This is a genomic window from Mycolicibacterium xanthum, assembly GCF_019710635.1.
Lineage (GTDB): Bacteria > Actinomycetota > Actinomycetes > Mycobacteriales > Mycobacteriaceae > Mycobacterium > Mycobacterium xanthum.
The window spans coordinates 16,690-32,947 of sequence record NZ_JAIFZS010000045.1 but is presented as its reverse complement, the minus strand read 5'-3'; the positions used below and the strand labels follow the sequence as shown (position 1 = coordinate 32,947).

18 protein-coding genes are annotated in these 16,258 nt (G+C 64.7%); 12 read left to right on the top strand and 6 right to left on the bottom strand.

From position 1 onward, the window contains the following. The first annotated feature begins 285 nt into the window (after positions 1-285). Positions 286-828: a carboxymuconolactone decarboxylase family protein gene (locus JDV09_RS17680; RefSeq protein ID WP_255605540.1), complete on the top strand. Its 543-nt coding sequence runs from the start codon at positions 286-288 to the stop codon at positions 826-828. Between the two features lie 114 nt (positions 829-942). Further along, the gene (locus JDV09_RS17675) at positions 943-1,521 is read left to right on the top strand and encodes a TetR/AcrR family transcriptional regulator (RefSeq protein WP_221370503.1); all 579 of its coding nucleotides are present in this window, start codon (positions 943-945) and stop codon (positions 1,519-1,521) included. 36 nt (positions 1,522-1,557) lie between these two features. Here JDV09_RS17675 and JDV09_RS17670 read toward each other — a convergent pair whose 3' ends face one another. Beyond that, complete coding sequence (locus tag JDV09_RS17670) at positions 1,558-2,916, bottom strand: LLM class flavin-dependent oxidoreductase (protein ID WP_255605539.1); 1,359 nt, start codon at positions 2,914-2,916, stop codon at positions 1,558-1,560. Positions 2,917-3,159: 243 nt separating this feature from the next. Between JDV09_RS17670 and JDV09_RS17665 the strand changes: the two genes are divergently transcribed. The 3 genes from JDV09_RS17665 to JDV09_RS17655 all read left to right on the top strand — a co-directional run bounded on the left by JDV09_RS17665 (position 3,160) and on the right by JDV09_RS17655 (position 5,561). Continuing rightward, entirely contained in the window at positions 3,160-3,765 is a 606-nt protein-coding gene (locus JDV09_RS17665; RefSeq protein WP_221370440.1) for a TetR/AcrR family transcriptional regulator, read from the top strand. 293 nt (positions 3,766-4,058) lie between these two features. Further along, the gene (locus JDV09_RS17660; RefSeq protein ID WP_221370439.1) at positions 4,059-4,646 is read left to right on the top strand and encodes a TetR/AcrR family transcriptional regulator; all 588 of its coding nucleotides are present in this window, start codon (positions 4,059-4,061) and stop codon (positions 4,644-4,646) included. Positions 4,647-4,718: 72 nt separating this feature from the next. Further along, the gene (locus tag JDV09_RS17655; RefSeq protein WP_221370502.1) at positions 4,719-5,561 is read left to right on the top strand and encodes a TauD/TfdA dioxygenase family protein; all 843 of its coding nucleotides are present in this window, start codon (positions 4,719-4,721) and stop codon (positions 5,559-5,561) included. A 6-nt stretch (positions 5,562-5,567) separates the two neighbouring features. Here JDV09_RS17655 and JDV09_RS17650 read toward each other — a convergent pair whose 3' ends face one another. Then, complete coding sequence (locus JDV09_RS17650; protein ID WP_221370438.1) at positions 5,568-6,341, bottom strand: SDR family NAD(P)-dependent oxidoreductase; 774 nt, start codon at positions 6,339-6,341, stop codon at positions 5,568-5,570. Between the two features lie 186 nt (positions 6,342-6,527). Between JDV09_RS17650 and lipL the strand changes: the two genes are divergently transcribed. The 4 genes from lipL to JDV09_RS17630 all read left to right on the top strand — a co-directional run bounded on the left by lipL (position 6,528) and on the right by JDV09_RS17630 (position 10,476). After that, positions 6,528-7,754, top strand: coding sequence for an esterase/beta-lactamase LipL (lipL, locus tag JDV09_RS17645; protein ID WP_221370501.1), 1,227 nt, complete (start codon positions 6,528-6,530; stop codon positions 7,752-7,754). 93 nt (positions 7,755-7,847) lie between these two features. Further along, positions 7,848-8,525 (top strand): TetR/AcrR family transcriptional regulator, encoded by a 678-nt coding sequence (locus JDV09_RS17640; RefSeq protein ID WP_221370500.1) that lies wholly within the window; start codon positions 7,848-7,850, stop codon positions 8,523-8,525. Between the two features lie 170 nt (positions 8,526-8,695). Further along, on the top strand, positions 8,696-10,177 hold the full coding sequence (locus JDV09_RS17635; protein ID WP_221370437.1) for an aldehyde dehydrogenase family protein: 1,482 nt from the start codon (positions 8,696-8,698) through the stop codon (positions 10,175-10,177). Then, positions 10,174-10,476: a hypothetical protein gene (locus JDV09_RS17630; RefSeq protein WP_221370436.1), complete on the top strand. Its 303-nt coding sequence runs from the start codon at positions 10,174-10,176 to the stop codon at positions 10,474-10,476. The genes JDV09_RS17635 and JDV09_RS17630 overlap by 4 nt, the downstream gene beginning before the upstream one ends. Here the strand turns inward: JDV09_RS17630 and JDV09_RS17625 are convergent. Then, on the bottom strand, positions 10,473-11,030 hold the full coding sequence (locus JDV09_RS17625; protein WP_221370499.1) for an NAD(P)H-dependent oxidoreductase: 558 nt from the start codon (positions 11,028-11,030) through the stop codon (positions 10,473-10,475). The genes JDV09_RS17630 and JDV09_RS17625 overlap by 4 nt on opposite strands. 202 nt (positions 11,031-11,232) lie before the next feature. Between JDV09_RS17625 and JDV09_RS17620 the strand changes: the two genes are divergently transcribed. Together JDV09_RS17620 and JDV09_RS17615 are read left to right on the top strand one after the other, a co-directional pair. After that, positions 11,233-11,790: a nuclear transport factor 2 family protein gene (locus JDV09_RS17620; protein ID WP_221370435.1), complete on the top strand. Its 558-nt coding sequence runs from the start codon at positions 11,233-11,235 to the stop codon at positions 11,788-11,790. Between the two features lie 66 nt (positions 11,791-11,856). Beyond that, complete coding sequence (locus JDV09_RS17615) at positions 11,857-12,672, top strand: SDR family oxidoreductase (RefSeq protein ID WP_221370434.1); 816 nt, start codon at positions 11,857-11,859, stop codon at positions 12,670-12,672. Between the two features lie 18 nt (positions 12,673-12,690). Here JDV09_RS17615 and JDV09_RS17610 read toward each other — a convergent pair whose 3' ends face one another. Then, positions 12,691-13,887: a cytochrome P450 gene (locus tag JDV09_RS17610; protein ID WP_221370498.1), complete on the bottom strand. Its 1,197-nt coding sequence runs from the start codon at positions 13,885-13,887 to the stop codon at positions 12,691-12,693. 84 nt (positions 13,888-13,971) lie between these two features. Between JDV09_RS17610 and JDV09_RS17605 the strand changes: the two genes are divergently transcribed. Continuing rightward, positions 13,972-14,823: a TIGR03619 family F420-dependent LLM class oxidoreductase gene (locus tag JDV09_RS17605; protein ID WP_221370433.1), complete on the top strand. Its 852-nt coding sequence runs from the start codon at positions 13,972-13,974 to the stop codon at positions 14,821-14,823. Between the two features lie 34 nt (positions 14,824-14,857). Here JDV09_RS17605 and JDV09_RS17600 read toward each other — a convergent pair whose 3' ends face one another. Together JDV09_RS17600 and JDV09_RS17595 are read right to left on the bottom strand one after the other, a co-directional pair. Then, complete coding sequence (locus tag JDV09_RS17600) at positions 14,858-15,286, bottom strand: VOC family protein (protein WP_221370432.1); 429 nt, start codon at positions 15,284-15,286, stop codon at positions 14,858-14,860. Between the two features lie 63 nt (positions 15,287-15,349). Continuing rightward, positions 15,350-16,120 carry an SDR family NAD(P)-dependent oxidoreductase gene (locus JDV09_RS17595; protein WP_221370431.1) on the bottom strand — a complete coding sequence of 257 codons (771 nt, stop codon included), beginning with the start codon at positions 16,118-16,120 and terminating at the stop codon, positions 15,350-15,352. Between the last annotated feature and the right edge of the window lie 138 nt (positions 16,121-16,258).

Sequence of the window (16,258 nt, the reverse complement as noted above, 5' to 3'; positions counted from 1 at the left end):
TCCTCGCCAGGCTGATTGCTGCTCGCCACGACGGGCTCCTTCTTGCTTGTGTGGACGGGTTTCGGATTGGGCTTCGGCGGCCGCTTGTACACCTGTATAGTCCATGCAAGTGTACAAGCGCAAGAGACCCACCCGCTGATGCGGAATCGTTTCACTCAAGCTCTTGTCGAACTACAAGGGTGGTGGACAACACCCGTCTTGTCATGAGAGGACTCTGCGATGGCACGAATGCAACCATTACCGCCGAAAAGCTGGTCGCCCGAAATGCGGGAGGCATTGGCTGTCATGCCGCCGCCGGATGCGCGCTATACCTTGATCAGCGAGGGCCGTCCCAGCGGATTCAACATTCTCGGCGCAGTTGCGCACCACCCCCGGCTGGCGAAGGCGTTCTTCACACTCCAGGCCCACCTGTTGCTCACCACCAGCCTGAACGAACGTCAACGCGAGCTCGTCATCATGCGCACCGCGGCGCTGCGGCGGTCGACCTATGAATGGGCCCAGCATCTTTTCATGGCGCGCGACGCAGGTCTGTCTGACATCGAGATCTCGTGGATCGTCTGGGGGCCGGATGCGCCGACGTGGAGCCCGGGTGACGCCAGCGTGCTGCGCGCGGTCGACGATCTCCTGCTCGACGGCGTCATCAAGGATTCGAACTGGGCGGCGCTGGCCGAGCACCTCGACCCACAGCAGATCCTCGATGTGATCTTCACGGCCGGGTCCTACGCGATGCTGGCGTCGATGCTGGACAGCCTCGGCATCGAACTCGACGAGGACCTTCAGAGCGGTGTCAACGATCTGACCCGCCCGCCTGCGGAAATGGTCGACTAGTCCGGCTTATGCCGGTTAACCCAACACGGCGGCCGACGTGGTGTCCGCCCGGCACGGGGAGGTGGGAGGACGGCTGCCAATCGGGGCCTCGGTGCGGAAGCAACCCGGCAAGAACTGCTCAATGCCGTCGAGCGGGTGTTCTTCAAGGGCGGTCACGCGAAGGTCAGCTATCGCGGGGTGGCCGCACGGGCAGGCGTGACCCCGGGCCTCGTCCAGTACTACTTCCCCACGATGGATGGCCTCTTCGCGGCCATGATCCGACGGCTGATCGACCGTGACATCGAGCGCTGGAATGACGGTCTGCGGAGCCGCCCGGACGAACCGCTGCGCGTTCTCTGGGAGTACAGCTGGGACGAGGCGGCAGGGGCGTTCGGCACCGAGATGATGGGGCTCGGTGTGCGCCGCCCGTCCCTGCTGCCTCTCATCGCAGAGGGAACCGAGCGCATTCGCACCGCACAGCTCGAGGCGCTCGAGAGGAAGTACCCCAGCTTTACCTTTCTCGGCGACGTGCTACCCCCCGATGCGATGGTGCTGCTGGTGACCAGCATCCCCAAAGTCCTCACGCTCGAAGAGAGCGTTCACGTGACAATGGCGCATCGCTCGCTAGTCACGGCTTTCGAGAGTTTCCTCGACAGTGTGGAGCCGACCGGTCCGAGGCGGCGCCGGAGCCGTTCGTCGCGGCCGCGCCGGTGACCTCTACGTCGTGCTGACCGGCGCGGCACCTCCCTCTTACGCGAACATCCCCCGATAGCCGTACGCGGGGTGGGTCTTGGCGATGGACGGGCTGTCCGTGTCGAAGACTTTCTCCCTCAATGTTCCTGGCCGGTACTCCTTCTGCATCAGGCCCTTGTCTTGGAAGACGGGCACCAGATGTTCGAAGAAGTCGTCGTAGCTTCCGGGCATGACCGCGTTCATCACCTGAACTCCGTCAACGCCGGCGGCCTGATATTCGAACAACTTGTCGGCGATGGTCTCGGGTGAACCCACGACCATCTGCGGCAGCGACAACGAGGTAAGGAAGTCGGTGACGGTCGGCTTCATCCCCGCAGGCCACGCATTGATCACCGACAGGAAGGCCCCGCGGATACCCGGGATCTCGTCCAGCAACTCTTCCAGAGGTGTTGCCGGATCGTACTTCCCGAGATCGGTACCACTGAGGCTGGCGAAGTAGGCGGTCTGGGCTTCCGGGGATCGGTACTGCTCGAGTTCCGACCACTTGCGGTACGCCTCTTCGTCGGTGGAACCGGTCACGAACATGAGCCCCTGGAGGAACCGGATGTCGTCATCGAGGCGCCCGTGTTCCCGGGCCATGCCGCGAACGGTCTCGACCTGCGCGGTAATCGCCTCGGGGGTGAAGGCCGACAAGAACATCAACTCCGCGTGCCTGCTGGCGAAGTCAAGCCCTGCCGGCGAACCGCCCGCCTGAGCGAGCAACGGAGTGCGCTGTGGTGAGGGCTCCATCAGATTGAAGCCCTCGACCTGGTAGCGCGGGCCGACGTGGTTGATGTCATGGATCTTGTTGGGGTCGGCGTAGACGCCACGCGCGGCATCGTCGACGACGGCTCCCTCGTCCCAGGAACCTTCCCAGAGCTTGTAGACAACGTCGACGTATTCCTTGGCCCAGTTGTATCGGTCTTCGTGCGAGAGGTCAGCCGGAAGACCAAGATTCTTGAACGCCCGCTCGTTGGCCGACGTGACGATATTCCACCCGATTCGGCCGTTGCTGAGATGGTCCAGCGTCGATGCGGCACGCGCGAACACGAACGGATGGTGGGAGATGACCGAACTGGTGTAGAGAAAGCCGATATCGCTGGTCTGTTGCGCCATCGCAGGAACCAGCATCGTGCAGTCGGCGATGGGAACGTTCACCGCCATCTCGAACACGATGTCCCGCGATCCCTTGTACTGCCCCCCGACACCGATGATGTCGGTGAAGAAAAAGGCATCGACCTTGGCGGCCTCGGCCTTCTTGGCCAGGTCGACCCAAAGGTCGAATTTCTTGAACTCGCGGTTACGCGCCTGCGGGTTGCGCCAGGCGCCCTGGAAATTGTGCCCGACCGCATCCATCACCAGCAGCGTGAAGATCATCCGTCTTGTCGGCATCGCGGAATTCTCCTGTTTCCTCGTGGAGGGCCGGTCAACCACCCTCACTCAAGTTCTCGGGTGGCCGGACAGCCCCGAGTGGTACCGGCCGCCGGGCAATTTCCGCCAACGCGTACAGTGCCCGCCATACACTTGTATAGCAGTGGCCGTGGTCACACACTAGCAGAATCAAGCACTTGATCAATTCTGTTGTTGGCGGGCAGCCCGAACGTGGCAGACTCGTCGGCCATGGAGACGCCGCCAACCCTCGGTCGCCCCGTGGGAGCCCACGGTGACGCGACCCGCAGGCGGATCCTCGCCGCGACCATGCGCTGCGTCACCGACCTCGGCTACGCCAAGGCCACGATCCGCGAAATCGCACGGACCGCAGGGATGACGAGCGGCAGCCTCTATCACTACTTCCCGACCAAGACCGAACTGATCCGCGCCACCTTCGAGGAACTAGCCGATTTCTCGATGCCCAGGATTGCGGCCGCGGCGGCGCGCGAGACCGGTTTCCGAGACCGGCTGATGGCCGTCCTCGAGGAATGCGACCGGGTGATGCGGGACTATCCGCTACTCGTCGCCTTCGACCACGCCGTGCAAGTGGGTACCGCGCGCGAACTCGAAGGGGATGTCGAGTCGGTATTCACGCCTCTGCGCGACGTCCTGATCAACATTGTCGAGCAGGCGAGCCAGGAACGCTGCCTCCACGCCGACGTCGACAGCTCTGCCAATGCGATCTTCCTCGTCCTGCGCGGACTGACCCACCACGGCGCTACCGCTTCACCCGAAGACTACGACGCCACCGTCGACGCGCTCAAGAAACTGGTGAGCGGCACCCTGTTCGACTGACCGACCGCACGCGCGAGTTACTCCAGCACGCCCCGCACCGCTACGACGACTTCGGTGCTCTCCCGTGGGCGTCGGCCGTCGAGCGACTTCGTCCGGATCGACAGCGCGATGTCCTCGACCACTCGAGTTCCGGCGAGGCCGAACGACTTACGTGTCTCGCCGTGCGCCCGGGAACCGATGTCCTGCGGACGCCGATCGCGGGGCTTCGCGCGCGCCGAATCCCCTCGCCGACGTCAGACTGCTGTGATGGAGGTCAGCGCCGGAAGGGCGCCTGATGTGGAGGGCAGATAATCATGGCGCCAAACGGCGGCAGTGGTAGCCGGAGGACCAGCAAGCGCCAGGCAATCTTGGCCGCTACCGAGGGCCTCATACTGACCGAAGGTTATGGGGCCATCACCTACCGCAGTGTGGCCGCCGCGGCAGAGGTCACAGCGGGGCTGGTGAAGTACTACTTCCCCGCACTCGACGAGCTGTTCGTCGCCGTGTTGCGTGAGTCAACCGACCGACTCATCGAGCGGCTGACGAGCGTGACCGGTGCCGCCCAACCGCTGCGCGCGGTCTGGGCGTATGCCAACAGTGCCGGGGGAACAGCCCTGTTGATGCAGTTCGCAGCACTGGCGCAACAGGTTCCCGAGGTCAGGAAGGTGGTGGGGGAGGGCGGCGAACGGGTACGCCAGGCACTGGTACAGACCCTTTCGGACAAGTGGGCCGACTACGGCCTGGCGGACACGGACCTGACGCCCGGCGCAGCTCTGTTCCTGCTCGCCGCGATCCCTCGGATGATGTTCCTGGAGCAGTCGCTCGGCACCAGCACAGGCCATCAGGAGGCGCTGGCGCTCGTGGAGCACTTCCTTGACCGCGTGGAGCCGTTGCCGGAATGAGCTCACATCGCCTTGCATTTCCCCCATGGTCATGATCTTCTTTGTACAGAAGATCAAACTCGGAGGAGTCACATGTCAGGCACTGCGCAGCCAATCACCTCGAAGATCGGACTCGAGGTGACCGGCATGACGGCCGGCCAGTTCGCCGATCCGGACACCGCACAGCAGGCTCAACGCGACCTCGATGAGTACGGTGTCGTTGTCTACCGTGACGTCAATCTGAGCGACGACGAACTGGTCGAGTTCAGCCGCCGCCTGGGGACCCTGGTCGTGCAGCCCACCGGTGAGCATCAACATCCCGAAATCCAGACGATCACTCTGGACCCCAGCAAGACCAACGCCATGCTGGCGTCGTTTCGGCAAGGCAACTTCCACTGGCACATCGACGGCGCCACCTTGGACATCCCACAGAAGGCGACGCTCCTGACCGCCCGCGCGGTCGATCCGGCCGGCGGAGACACCGAGTTCGCCAACACCTACGCCGCCTACGACGCACTGTCTGACGCCGAGCGTACCGAGATCGCCGACCTGCAGGTCGTTCACACATTCGCGCATGCGCAGTCATTGGCGAACCCCGACCCCACCGCTGAGCAACGCGCAGCATGGGATCGCGTACCGCCACAAGTCCATCCGCTGGTATGGACGCGCCGCAGCGGACGCAAGTCTTTGCTGTTGGGTGCGACCGCTGCCGAGGTGGTCGGCTGGCCGATCGAAAAGAGTCGAGACCTACTCGACCGACTCCTCGCCTGGGCCACCCAACCGCAGTTCACGTTGCGGCACCAGTGGCACGTCGGAGACCTGGTGATGTGGGACAACACCGGAATGCTGCACCGTGCACTGCCTTTCGAGCCCACTTCGGTGCGTTTGATGCATCGCACCACGCTGCAGGGCGAGGAGCCGGTGACCGCGGCCTGAGCCGCCTCACCGCGGTCCGTACGCGGCCCCTCCGTCGATGAAGAACGGATGGCCCGTGAGATAGCCCGAGGCATCGCTGGCCAGGAAGACGATCACCGGGCCCAGATCTTTGTCGGCATCACCCACATAGCCGACGGGAAACGCCGACTCGATCGTGCGGCGATTCTCGTCGCTGATCGCCATCCAGTCCTTCATGGCATCCGTCACGACGGCCGGATAGATCACGTTCACGGTGATTCCGAGCCTACTCAGATCGGTTGCCGCGGCGTAGGTCAACGACGCGATGGCGCCCTTGGCCATGGCGTAATGTCCGAGATTTCCTACCCCGCCCCTCGCTGCGCCCGATGCGGTGTTGATGATCCGGCCCCAGCCCTGTTTCTTCATGTGTGGCAGGCAGGCCTGCATGAAACGAAGCGTGGCCACCGGACCGGAATACAGCGAAGTGGCCACGATGTCGTCGGTGAGATCCTCCCAAGCGACCGGATCCAGGGCGCCCTGCGCGTTGTTGACGAGGATGTCGACCGTCCCGAACTTCTCGACGGCCTTGTCCACGACCTCCTGAACCTGCTCCTTCTCGCGAACGTCGCACTGCAGCGCAAGGCATTGGCCACCCGCGGCCTCGATCTCGGCTTGAACCCCGAGTAGATCGTCGTAGGCGATGTCACACGCGACCACCTTGGCCCCCGCCCCGGCAAGCGCCATCGCTTCTGCCTTGCCGATGCCCCGCCTGGCGCCACTGACGACGGCGACCTTGCCGTCGAGCACACCTTGGTATGCCATGTTGCACTCCTCACATCGTGGCGCGGCTTCGGGCTCAACGCCACGCTCGCTATACGGTTATACGATCGTACAGTGAACTCGTTCGATTACGGCCCGAAAGGCTCAGCAGAACTCGCCGTCTCTGCCGGGCGGCCATCGGCCGCCGAGGCCCGCGCAAGAGACGGCGCCGGCGAGGGCGGTAGTCAGTTGCCCCCCGGCGTCCACGGTGCATTCGACACCCACTTCGGGACCGCCGTACGGGCGTTCGCCAAGCTGTTTCCCGGGCCCCGTTCAGGGGGCGGCGCGCTAGCGGTGTACCTACACGGGGTGCCCGTGGTCGACGTGTGGACCGGCTGGGCGGACCGCGAGGGGACTCGGCCCTGGACTGCCGACACCGGGGCGCTGGCGTTCTCGTCCACCAAGGGTCTGACGTCGACAGTCATTCACCGCCTCGTCGACAGAGGCTTGCTGTCCTATGACGCGCCGGTTGCCGAGTACTGGCCCGAGTTCGGCGCGAACGGCAAGGCCGATCTGACGGTGCGCGACGTGATGGCCCATCGGGCGGGGTTGTCGCGGCTGACAGACATCACGATCGACGATCTGCTCGACACGCGCCGCATGGAGGAACGTCTCGCCGCTGCGCCACCCGATCGGCTGGTTGACCGCTCGGCTTACCACGCCCTGACTTACGGCTGGCTGCTCTCCGGGCTGGCACGCGCCGTGACCGGATGCGGGATGCGGGACCTCTTCCGATCCGAGCTCGCCGCCCCCCTGAACTCCGACGGATTGCATCTGGGTCGACCACCTGAGGACGCGCCCACGACCCCAGCCCAGACGTTGCTGCCCCAGGGCAAACTGTTGAGTTCGGTTTTCGACTTCGCCGCACCGAAACTGGCCGGCCTACCCATGTCCGGCATGCTCAGCGCCCTGCGAGTGCCCGGGTTGGTCGAAGTGTTGCAAGGAGACATGCGCTTCCTCGACGCGGAAATCCCCTCCGCGAACGCGGTGGTCACCGCGCGCGGGCTGGCGAAGACCTACGGGGCGATCGCCGACGGTGGTCGTATCGACGGCCGGCAGTTCCTCTCCCACGAGGTCGTGCGCGGGCTGGCGGGTGCGAAAAGCTACCGTCCCGACGCCAATGTGGGCATGCCCATGTCCTTCCATCTCGGCTATCACGGCACATCCATCCCCGGCCTGCTCCCGGGACTGGGGCATTCAGGACTCGGCGGTTCGGTCGGTTGGGCGGATCCGGCTACCGGCGCAGCGTTCGGATACGTCCACAACAGGTTCCTCACCCGAATGGTGCTGGATCAAGCGTCTTTCGCGGGTCTGGCGCCGTTGATCCGGCGGGCTGTGGTGCGGGCGGAGCGTGACGGACACCATTCGGTCGACAACCTGGGTGCCGGTTACCCGGCATCGGTGACGAACGCCTGAACGAGCCGCCGGGGCCATCGAAACATGGCCTATGCCAACGCACAGCACCACCTCGAGTGCGAGAATGTCCAGAACCGATCGAGCGAGGAGACCATGGCATCATCGCCGCGGCGCGTGGGCGCCGAAACCTCCAAAACCAGGGACACCCTGTTGGACCGGGTAGAGAAGATGATGCTCGACGAGGGTTACGCGAGTGTCAGCTACCGTGCGGTGGCAACAGCGGCCGGCGTGACGCCGAGCCTGGTGCAGTACTACTTCCCCACGCTCGACGACATTTTCCTGGCCGCCATCCGTCGCTACTCAGAGCGCAATCTGGCCGTATTGGCCCGGGCGCTGGACAGGCATGTCGAAGACCCACTGCGGGCCGTGTGGGAATTCAGTTGGCACGAGGCAACCGGGGCGTTGATGACCGAGTTCATGGCCCTGGGCAACCATCGCAAGTCGATTCGTGCCGAAATCGCCGGCGTGACCGAGCAGATGCGCAAGCTCCAACTGGACGCGCTCACAGCCAAGTTCGGTGAAGGTGCGCATCCCGGGGGGCACCTGTCCCTTCCGGCTTTGCAGCTGCTGATCTCCGGACTCCCCAAACTCCTGAGTCTGGAGGAAGGCGTCGGTGTCGACACCGCCCACGAGGAAGTGACCGCCGCCTTCGAGCGCTACGTGAACATGCTGGAACCCCCCGCCGACGGAACCACGAAGTCGCCCAGCACCCCGAACGTCGCGAAGACGAACACGGCGGCGCCCAGGCATCGCTCTGCCCGCCGCCGATGAACGTCCGGTCCCTCACAGCGCTCAGCTGACGCCGGCCCCACCTGCAAGCCCCGAGACCGCGCCGGCCCGGTTTTGCTGTACGCTCGTATAGCATCGGGTGAATGGTTGGCTCGGACCCCGGGGGCGAACGTCGCCGCCCGATGAGCCGTGGCATGGAAGGAGTCGCGCCGATGACGAATGTAGAGGACATCGGCGTTCTGCCCGGCGAGCCGCGAATGCTCATCGACGGAGAACTGCAGCTCACCGATTCGGGCGCATCCTTCGATGTCGAGCACCCGGCCACCGCCGAAGTCGTCGGTCAGGCCACCGACGCGACGGTGGCCGATATGGAACGCGCGGTCGGCGCCGCGACGCGCGCATTCGGCCACACGGAGTGGTCGCGCGATGTCGAGTTCCGCCACCACTGCCTGATGCAGTTGCACCAGGCGCTCGATCGCAACAAGGAGCGCCTGCGCCGCGTTCTGATCACCGAGGTCGGGTGTCCGATCACGGTGACCGCCAGCCAGATCGAGGATCCGATCGCCGAGGTCAAACACTGGGCCGACTACGGCCGATCGTTCGACTATCAGGTCGATACCGGTATGCATGAGACGGCCCTCGGCCCGGCGCGACGGAGACTGCACTACGAGCCGATGGGAGTAGTCGGCGCAATCACTCCGTGGAACGTGCCCTTCTACCTCAATGTCGCCGAAACCATTCCGGCATTGATGGCGGGAAACACCGTCGTCCTCAAGCCTGCTCAGTTGACACCCTGGTCGGGTAGCGAACTCGGCCGTATCGTCGCCGAGGAAACCGACATCCCTGCCGGGGTGTTCAATGTCGTCACATCGAATTCGAACGAGGTCGGCGCCGCCCTCTCCGCGGATCCGCGGGTCGACATGATCACCTTCACCGGCTCTACAGCGACCGGTCGCGCGATACTCGCGGCCGGAGCCCCCACGGTCAAGAAGACGTTGCTCGAACTCGGCGGCAAATCCGCCCACATCGTGCTCGACGACGCAGACTTCAATTCAGCGCTCCCGTTAGCCGCGATGATGGCCTGTGTGATGTCCGGCCAGAGCTGCATTCTGCCCAGCCGAATCCTTCTGCCACGCAGTCGATATGAGGAAGGCCTCGCACTGCTGAAAGCGTCGATGGAGAACTTCCCGGTCGGAGACCCCTGGACACCAGGCGTCATGCAGGGGCCGCAAATCAGTGCTGCGCAGCGGCAGAAGGTGCTTGGTCTGATCGAGAGTGGCATCGCTTCGGGGGCTCGATTGATCACCGGAGGCGGAGTACCGGAGAACCTTCCGCGGGGCTATTACACCCAGCCCACCCTGTTGGCCGACGTCGATCCGGACTCACAGATCGCCCAGGAAGAGATCTTCGGTCCCGTCCTGACGGTCACACCCTACGACGGCGACGACGACGCGATCGCCATCGCCAACAACTCCATCTACGGTCTCTCCGGTGAGGTCTCGTCCGGCGATGTCGACCGCGCGCTCGCGGTGGCGACCCGGATGCGAACAGGCAATGTCACGATCAACGGCAAGAGCCACTTCGGGATCACCAGCCCCTTCGGGGGCACGAAGCAGAGCGGGCTCGGCTATCGCAACGGCAGCCACGGTTACCTGGAGTACCTGGCCATCAAGACGATCGGCCTTCCCGGGTGACCATCGTCGGCCGTGGGACGGGCACGGCTTCTCCGGTCCGGGACATCCACCCGGCCACCGTGCGGCACATCGACTGCTTCGATCGCCACCTGCTGACTTTCGTACTCACCTGGGCGCCCTTCGGGGGCCCCGACGACGAGGACACGTTCTCCCGCTTCGGTTTGCCCTCCAACTCGGTATGGGACAGGTTCTACCGAATCGTCGAAGCCGCCGAACCTCACTTGGGAGAGTTCGATGACGCCGACGCCGATCTGATCCGGCGAGCATCTTCCGTCGACCGAACCAGGCGAATCGGCTAGCGGACCACAGCCGCTGCTAGGCGCTGCGTGATTCCGCGAAGCTGCTGCACTACCTCATCGTGTTCAGCGGGGTGCCTGCCCGCCAGCGACTTCGTGGGCATTGACAGCGTGCAGTCGTCGACCACCTGCAGGCCGGCGATCCCGAACGATTTTCGCGCCTCGTCGTGGGCCCAGCCACCCCCGTACTGGCCGAGCGAAGCTCCGATCACCGCTACCGGCTTGCCCTTCATCGGACTTCGGCCGTAGGGACGCGACAGCCAGTCGATGACATTCTTCAGCGCGCCGGGGATGCTGCCGTTGTATTCGGGTGTGACCGCGAGGGCCGCGTCAGCGCCACCGGCTGCTTCGCGCAGCGCAGCCACCTGTGCCAGCGGCGGTTCGGTATCGAGGTCCTCGTTGTATAGCGGCAATTCACCCACCCGGTCGAACAACACCATCTGCACGCCGCTGGGCGCATTCTCGATGGCGACTTGTGCGAGCTGACGGTTGACGGAGGCCTTGCGCAGGCTGCCCACCACTACCAGAACGGTCACCCCGGGGGAAGTCGCGCTCATCGCGCTCCCGCCTCCGGCGATGTCGAGCTGATCGGTTTCGTGCGTTGGGGGCATGCGGAAAGTACTTTCGGGTTGCGGCCTTCTGTGCTGTACGTGTGTATAGCAGCAGCTGCCGACAGGGTCAAGCACATTGCCACCACCTTCAGGTGTGCTATACAGGTGTACAGCGCATTGGCGCCTCGAACCTCCCGAAAGGACCACCATGTCGAACACCGATGACCTCGACCAGCTGCGCAAGCGGGTGCAGTACCTCGAAGACCGGACGGCGATCCTGGACTGCATCATGAACCAGTCCCGCGGTCACGACCGCCACGATGCAGAGCTGATGGCCAGCGTCTATCACGAGGACGGTATCGACGAGCACGGCCCCATCGTCAAACTCGGCCCCGAGTACGGCGAGTGGGCCAACGCGGCACACAGCAAGGTGTTCGAGGATCACCTGCACAACATCACGACGCACACCTGTGAGATCGACGGCGACGTAGCGCACGCAGAGACCTACGTGATGGGCGCCATGCGGGCCAAGGGCGGCAAGATCGTCTCCCTGATGGGCGGCCGCTACCTCGATCGCCTCGAGCGTCGCGACGGGGTCTGGAAGATCGCCCTGCGCCGGTGCACCGTCGAATGGATGATGACCGGCGACTCGTCTGTCATGGCTTCCGGCGCAGTGAAGGGCTTCATCAAGGGTAAGTGGGACAAGACAGATCCGTCTTACGCCCGGCCGCTGGTCCTGGACGGTGAACCGGTCGAGCGGTACTGACCGAATCCCTTGCGACGGACGCCGTCTCGACTCGGCGGCCGTCGCGTTTCACGGCGAAGCGACTCTTTGGAGAGGGGCGGATCGGTGCAGCTGCAGGGGCGCGTAGCACTCGTGACCGGTGGGGGTTCCGGCATCGGAAAGGCTGCCGCGCAAAGCCTCGCCGACGAAGGCATGCGGGTCTGTGTGGTCGACATCGACGGTGCGGCTGCATCCGCCGTCGCGGCGTCGATCGACGGAATCGGCCTCCAATGCGATGTCTCGGACCACGGCCAGGTGGACGGGGTATTCGCCACGTGTGTCGAGGAGTTCGGGAGCATGGATCTCGCGCTCCTCAATGCCGGCATCACGATCCGCTGGTCCGGCGACATCGGCGAACTCGACGTCACCGACTATCGGAAATCCGTGGGCGTGAACCTCGACGGTGTGGTGTTCGGAGCCGCCGCAGCGGTGCGCACGCTACGGGCCCGCCCGGAACGGACCGAGGGCGCGATCCTGGCGACCGCCTCTCTTGCGGGCATCATGCCCTGGCATCCGGACCCTGTCTACACGCTGGGCAAGCACGGCGTCGTCGGGTTCATGCGGGCCATCGCCCCCAACCTCGCCCCCGAGATGATCGCCGTGCACACGATCTGTCCGGGGATCACCGAGACCGCAGCGCTCGGCAACCGTCGCGCACTGTTGGAACGAATCGGCGTTCCCGTCATGGAACCGGACGCCATCGCCAAGGCGGTCCTGCTTGCGGCCACGGCGCCACTGGACCAGACCGGTGGCTGCTGGGTCGCGCAGCACGACAAGGCGCCGTGGCGAATGGAGTTCGCGGAGGTCCCGACCCCCGACAGTCTGCTCAACGTGCCGGTTGCGCCTCCAGCAGCCCCGGAGTGACCGGCCGGCCCGCCTTCATCAGCCAAGAATGGCGGGCATCGAGTCCCAGCCGCGCACCGTCGCCGTCGGTGCCCGAACCGCCCCGGCGAGGTCCACGGTCCAGTCGGGCCAACGCTTCAGGATCTCCTCCAGCGCGACACGACCCTCCAGTCGCGCAAGCGATGCACCGAGGCAGAAGTGCGTGCCTCGCCCGAACGACAGATGGTTGGCATTCCGGTGGATGTCAAACCGCTCGGGATCATCGAACTTGCGTTCATCGCGGTTCGCCGACCCTGCCATCAGCAGCAGAGCACTGCCGGCGGCGATCGTCTGTCCCTGGTAGACAACGTCGTTGGTCACATAGCGCGCGATATTGTGGACCGGAGGCTCGTAGCGGAGGACCTCCTCCACCGCGCCGGGTATCAGTGACGGGTCCTGCACCAGCTCCCGGCGCTGATCGGCGTGCTCACCCAGCAGCTTGCCCAGCCAACCGAACAGGCGACCCACCGTCTCGGTGCCGGCATTGGCAATCACACCCAGGAAGACCAGAAGCTCTTCACTGCTCAATTTGCGCACTTCGCCGGACACATCCTTGAACTCCACAGCCAGCAGTTCGGTGACGAGGTCGTCGGAGGGATTCTTTTCCCGCCATTCCACATACTCCCGGAACATGTTGCCGTTGAAGTAGTTGTCCTTACTCACCGGCAACGGCTCGCCTGGCTTGTTGCGGAGTCGCTGGCCGGCCACCTGTCGTACCGACCGCTGCAGCGAGTCGGGAATGCCCACCAACATGCCCACGACTCGCATCGGCATCTCCGCGCCGAGGTCGAGCGTGAAGTCGAACCGGTCACCGCCGACCAGAGGGTCTAGGCACGCGGCGCAGAAGGCACGAACCTGCTCCTCGATAGCCTTCATCTTTCTCGGTGTAAACGCGCGGGAGACCAGCAGTCGATGGACTGTGTGCAACGGCGGGTCCTCGTTGATGAAGACACCGAGCGGCATGGTCGGTTCGGCCTTGACCACCTCGAGGATGTCGCCTTTGGCCGAGCTGAGGTTCTCCACGTCGCGAAGCGCGGACTCCACGTCCGCGAAGCGGCTCAGGCCCCAGAAGTCGAACTTCTCGTTGTAGTACACGGGTGCCTCGTCGCGTAGCCGCCGATATGTGGGATACGGATCCACGTCGATCCCGACGTCGTACGGGTCGTAGGACAACGCTTTCTCGTCCGATACGCGCATCATGCTCCAAATCCCTTGCATCATTGCCTGACCGGTGGTGCAATACGATCGTACAGCAGCGGCTTCCGACCCGAAAGATGCCCAATGGACCTGGGGTTCGTCTCAATGAACACGCCACGCGATCTCGCGGCGGCCCAACTCGCCTCCGAGCTGGAATCGCGCGGCTTCGAGTCGATGTGGGTCGGCGAGCATCCGCAGATACCGGTGCGCGGCCGGGACCAGTTCCCGGCCGGTCTACTGGCGTCTCAGAAGCGAATTCTCGACCCTCTGCTATCGCTGATGTCGGCGGCGCAGGCGACCACCGAACTTCGGCTCGGCACGGCCGTGCTGTTGCCGTTGGAACACGAACTGTTCACGCTCGCCAAGCAAGTCGCCACCCTGGACCACATGAGCGGTGGCCGGCTGCTCCTCGGCGTAGGAGTGGGGGTTCGCGTCGAGTTGGAGGTGTCCCGACGAATCGCCTGGGCGGACAGATATCGTGCGTTGGCAGACATGGTGGCTGCGCTGGACGCATTGTGGTGCGACGATGAGTCCGAACACCACGGCGAGTTCTTCGACTTCGATCCGGTGTGGTCATATCCGAAGCCGTACGAACCCTCTCGGCCCCCACTCCTGGCCGCCGCCACCGGACCCAAGGCAACCCGCCAGTGCCTGCCTTGGGCCGACGGCTGGCTTCCTGGCGACGCCGGGCTGCGGGACGTCGCGGCCGCACTCGCAGATTTCCGTCGCACGGCCGAAGAGACCGGCCGGGACCCAGGAAGGCTGGACCTCACCATCATGGCGTGGGGGGACCCGTCACTCCGGCGTCTGACGACCTATCGCGACCTCGGATTCAACCGGGTGGTGTTGGGCGGAGGCCGGCGCGAAGGTGACAATCCCGCAACGACTTTGCCGTTCTTGGACCGCTACGCGGACATGATCGGTGAACTCTGCTGACGCTGTCGGCGATCTCGCTCGGCCGCCATCGAGTTCAGCTGCGTGGCACCGGAGCCACGTCGGTGTGCACCAATTCCAGCAACTGACCTTCGGGGTCACGAATCATGCAGGCGAATCCCCCGCCCGGATCTGCGATGACGGCACCGCCCGCGGATCGGACAGCGGCCTGCGCCGCCGCCATGTCGTCGACTGCGATCGACAGGTGGGTGAGACCGGCTCCGACCATCGTGCGCTCAGCCTCGTCTGGCGCCGGGTAGCCCGAGAATGTCAGCAACTGCAATACGAAGTCGCCGTTCTGCAGATAGACGGCCTCGAAACCGATCGGAGAATCCAGCCCGAGCAGGCCGCCGGCGAGGGAGTCCGGTACGCGCAACCGCTTGACTTCGGTGAAACCGAGCGCTTCGTAGAAGCGCTTCTGACGGTCGAGTTCGCGGACACGTAAGCCCACATGACTGACGCTCATTCGATTGCCTCCAAGATGAACGGGGAACGTCTGCAGTGTCGTCGCACAGTGCCTACGCCGGCGTCAGACACCCGCAGGACCGGGGCCGCCGTGCATGTAGAGCGTCTGACCGGAGCAGTAGCTCGAGGCGTCGGAGGCGAAGAACAGCACTCCGTAGCCGATCTCCTCGGGTTCGGCGATACGGCCCGAGGCGTTGGTCTGCCCGATCATGTCGATGTCGAACCCTTGACGCTTGACATCGGCCTCCAGACCGGGGGTCCGGATCGCACCGCACGCGATGCAGTTCACCCGGACACCCTTGCGCGTCCACGCGGCTGCCATCGATCCGGTCAGGTTGTTCAGTCCCGCCTTTGCGGCCCCGTACGCCGCGGCCTGCGGCATGGCCAGCAGGCTGGCTCCCGAGGAGATGTTGACGATCGCCCCCCTGCCCTGCGCGATCATCGGTTTGGCGGCGGCCCGGGACAGATACCACGCACTGGACAGGTTCAGTTCCAGTACCTGCTCCCACTCCTCGTCCGTCCACTTCATGATCGACTTCGTCTCACCGCCGCCCGCATTGTTCATCAGGACGTCGACCCGACCGAATTCGGCGAGCGTGGCGTCGACGAGATCGCGGCACTCGTCGGCCTTGGTCACGTCGGTCGGAACTGCAACTGCGCGGCGACCGAGCGCCTCGATCTCGCTGGCGGTCTCCTTCAGGGGGTCGAGGCGACGTCCGGCCAGCACGATGTCGGCGCCGCGCTCAGCCAACAGGATCGCCGAGGCCCGGCCGATTCCGGTTCCGCCGCCGGTGATGATGGCGACCCGACCCTCCATCGAGAACTTGTCATTCACAACGTCACTTCCTATCCCTGGCAGTCGCGCGTCAAGTGCAATACGACTGTACAGCATCACCGACGGCGGTCGGACCGGGTTCAACGAGGATCATCGGATTCGGAATGCAGAGCCACGTTTGCGAGACTGCTCCGCGGG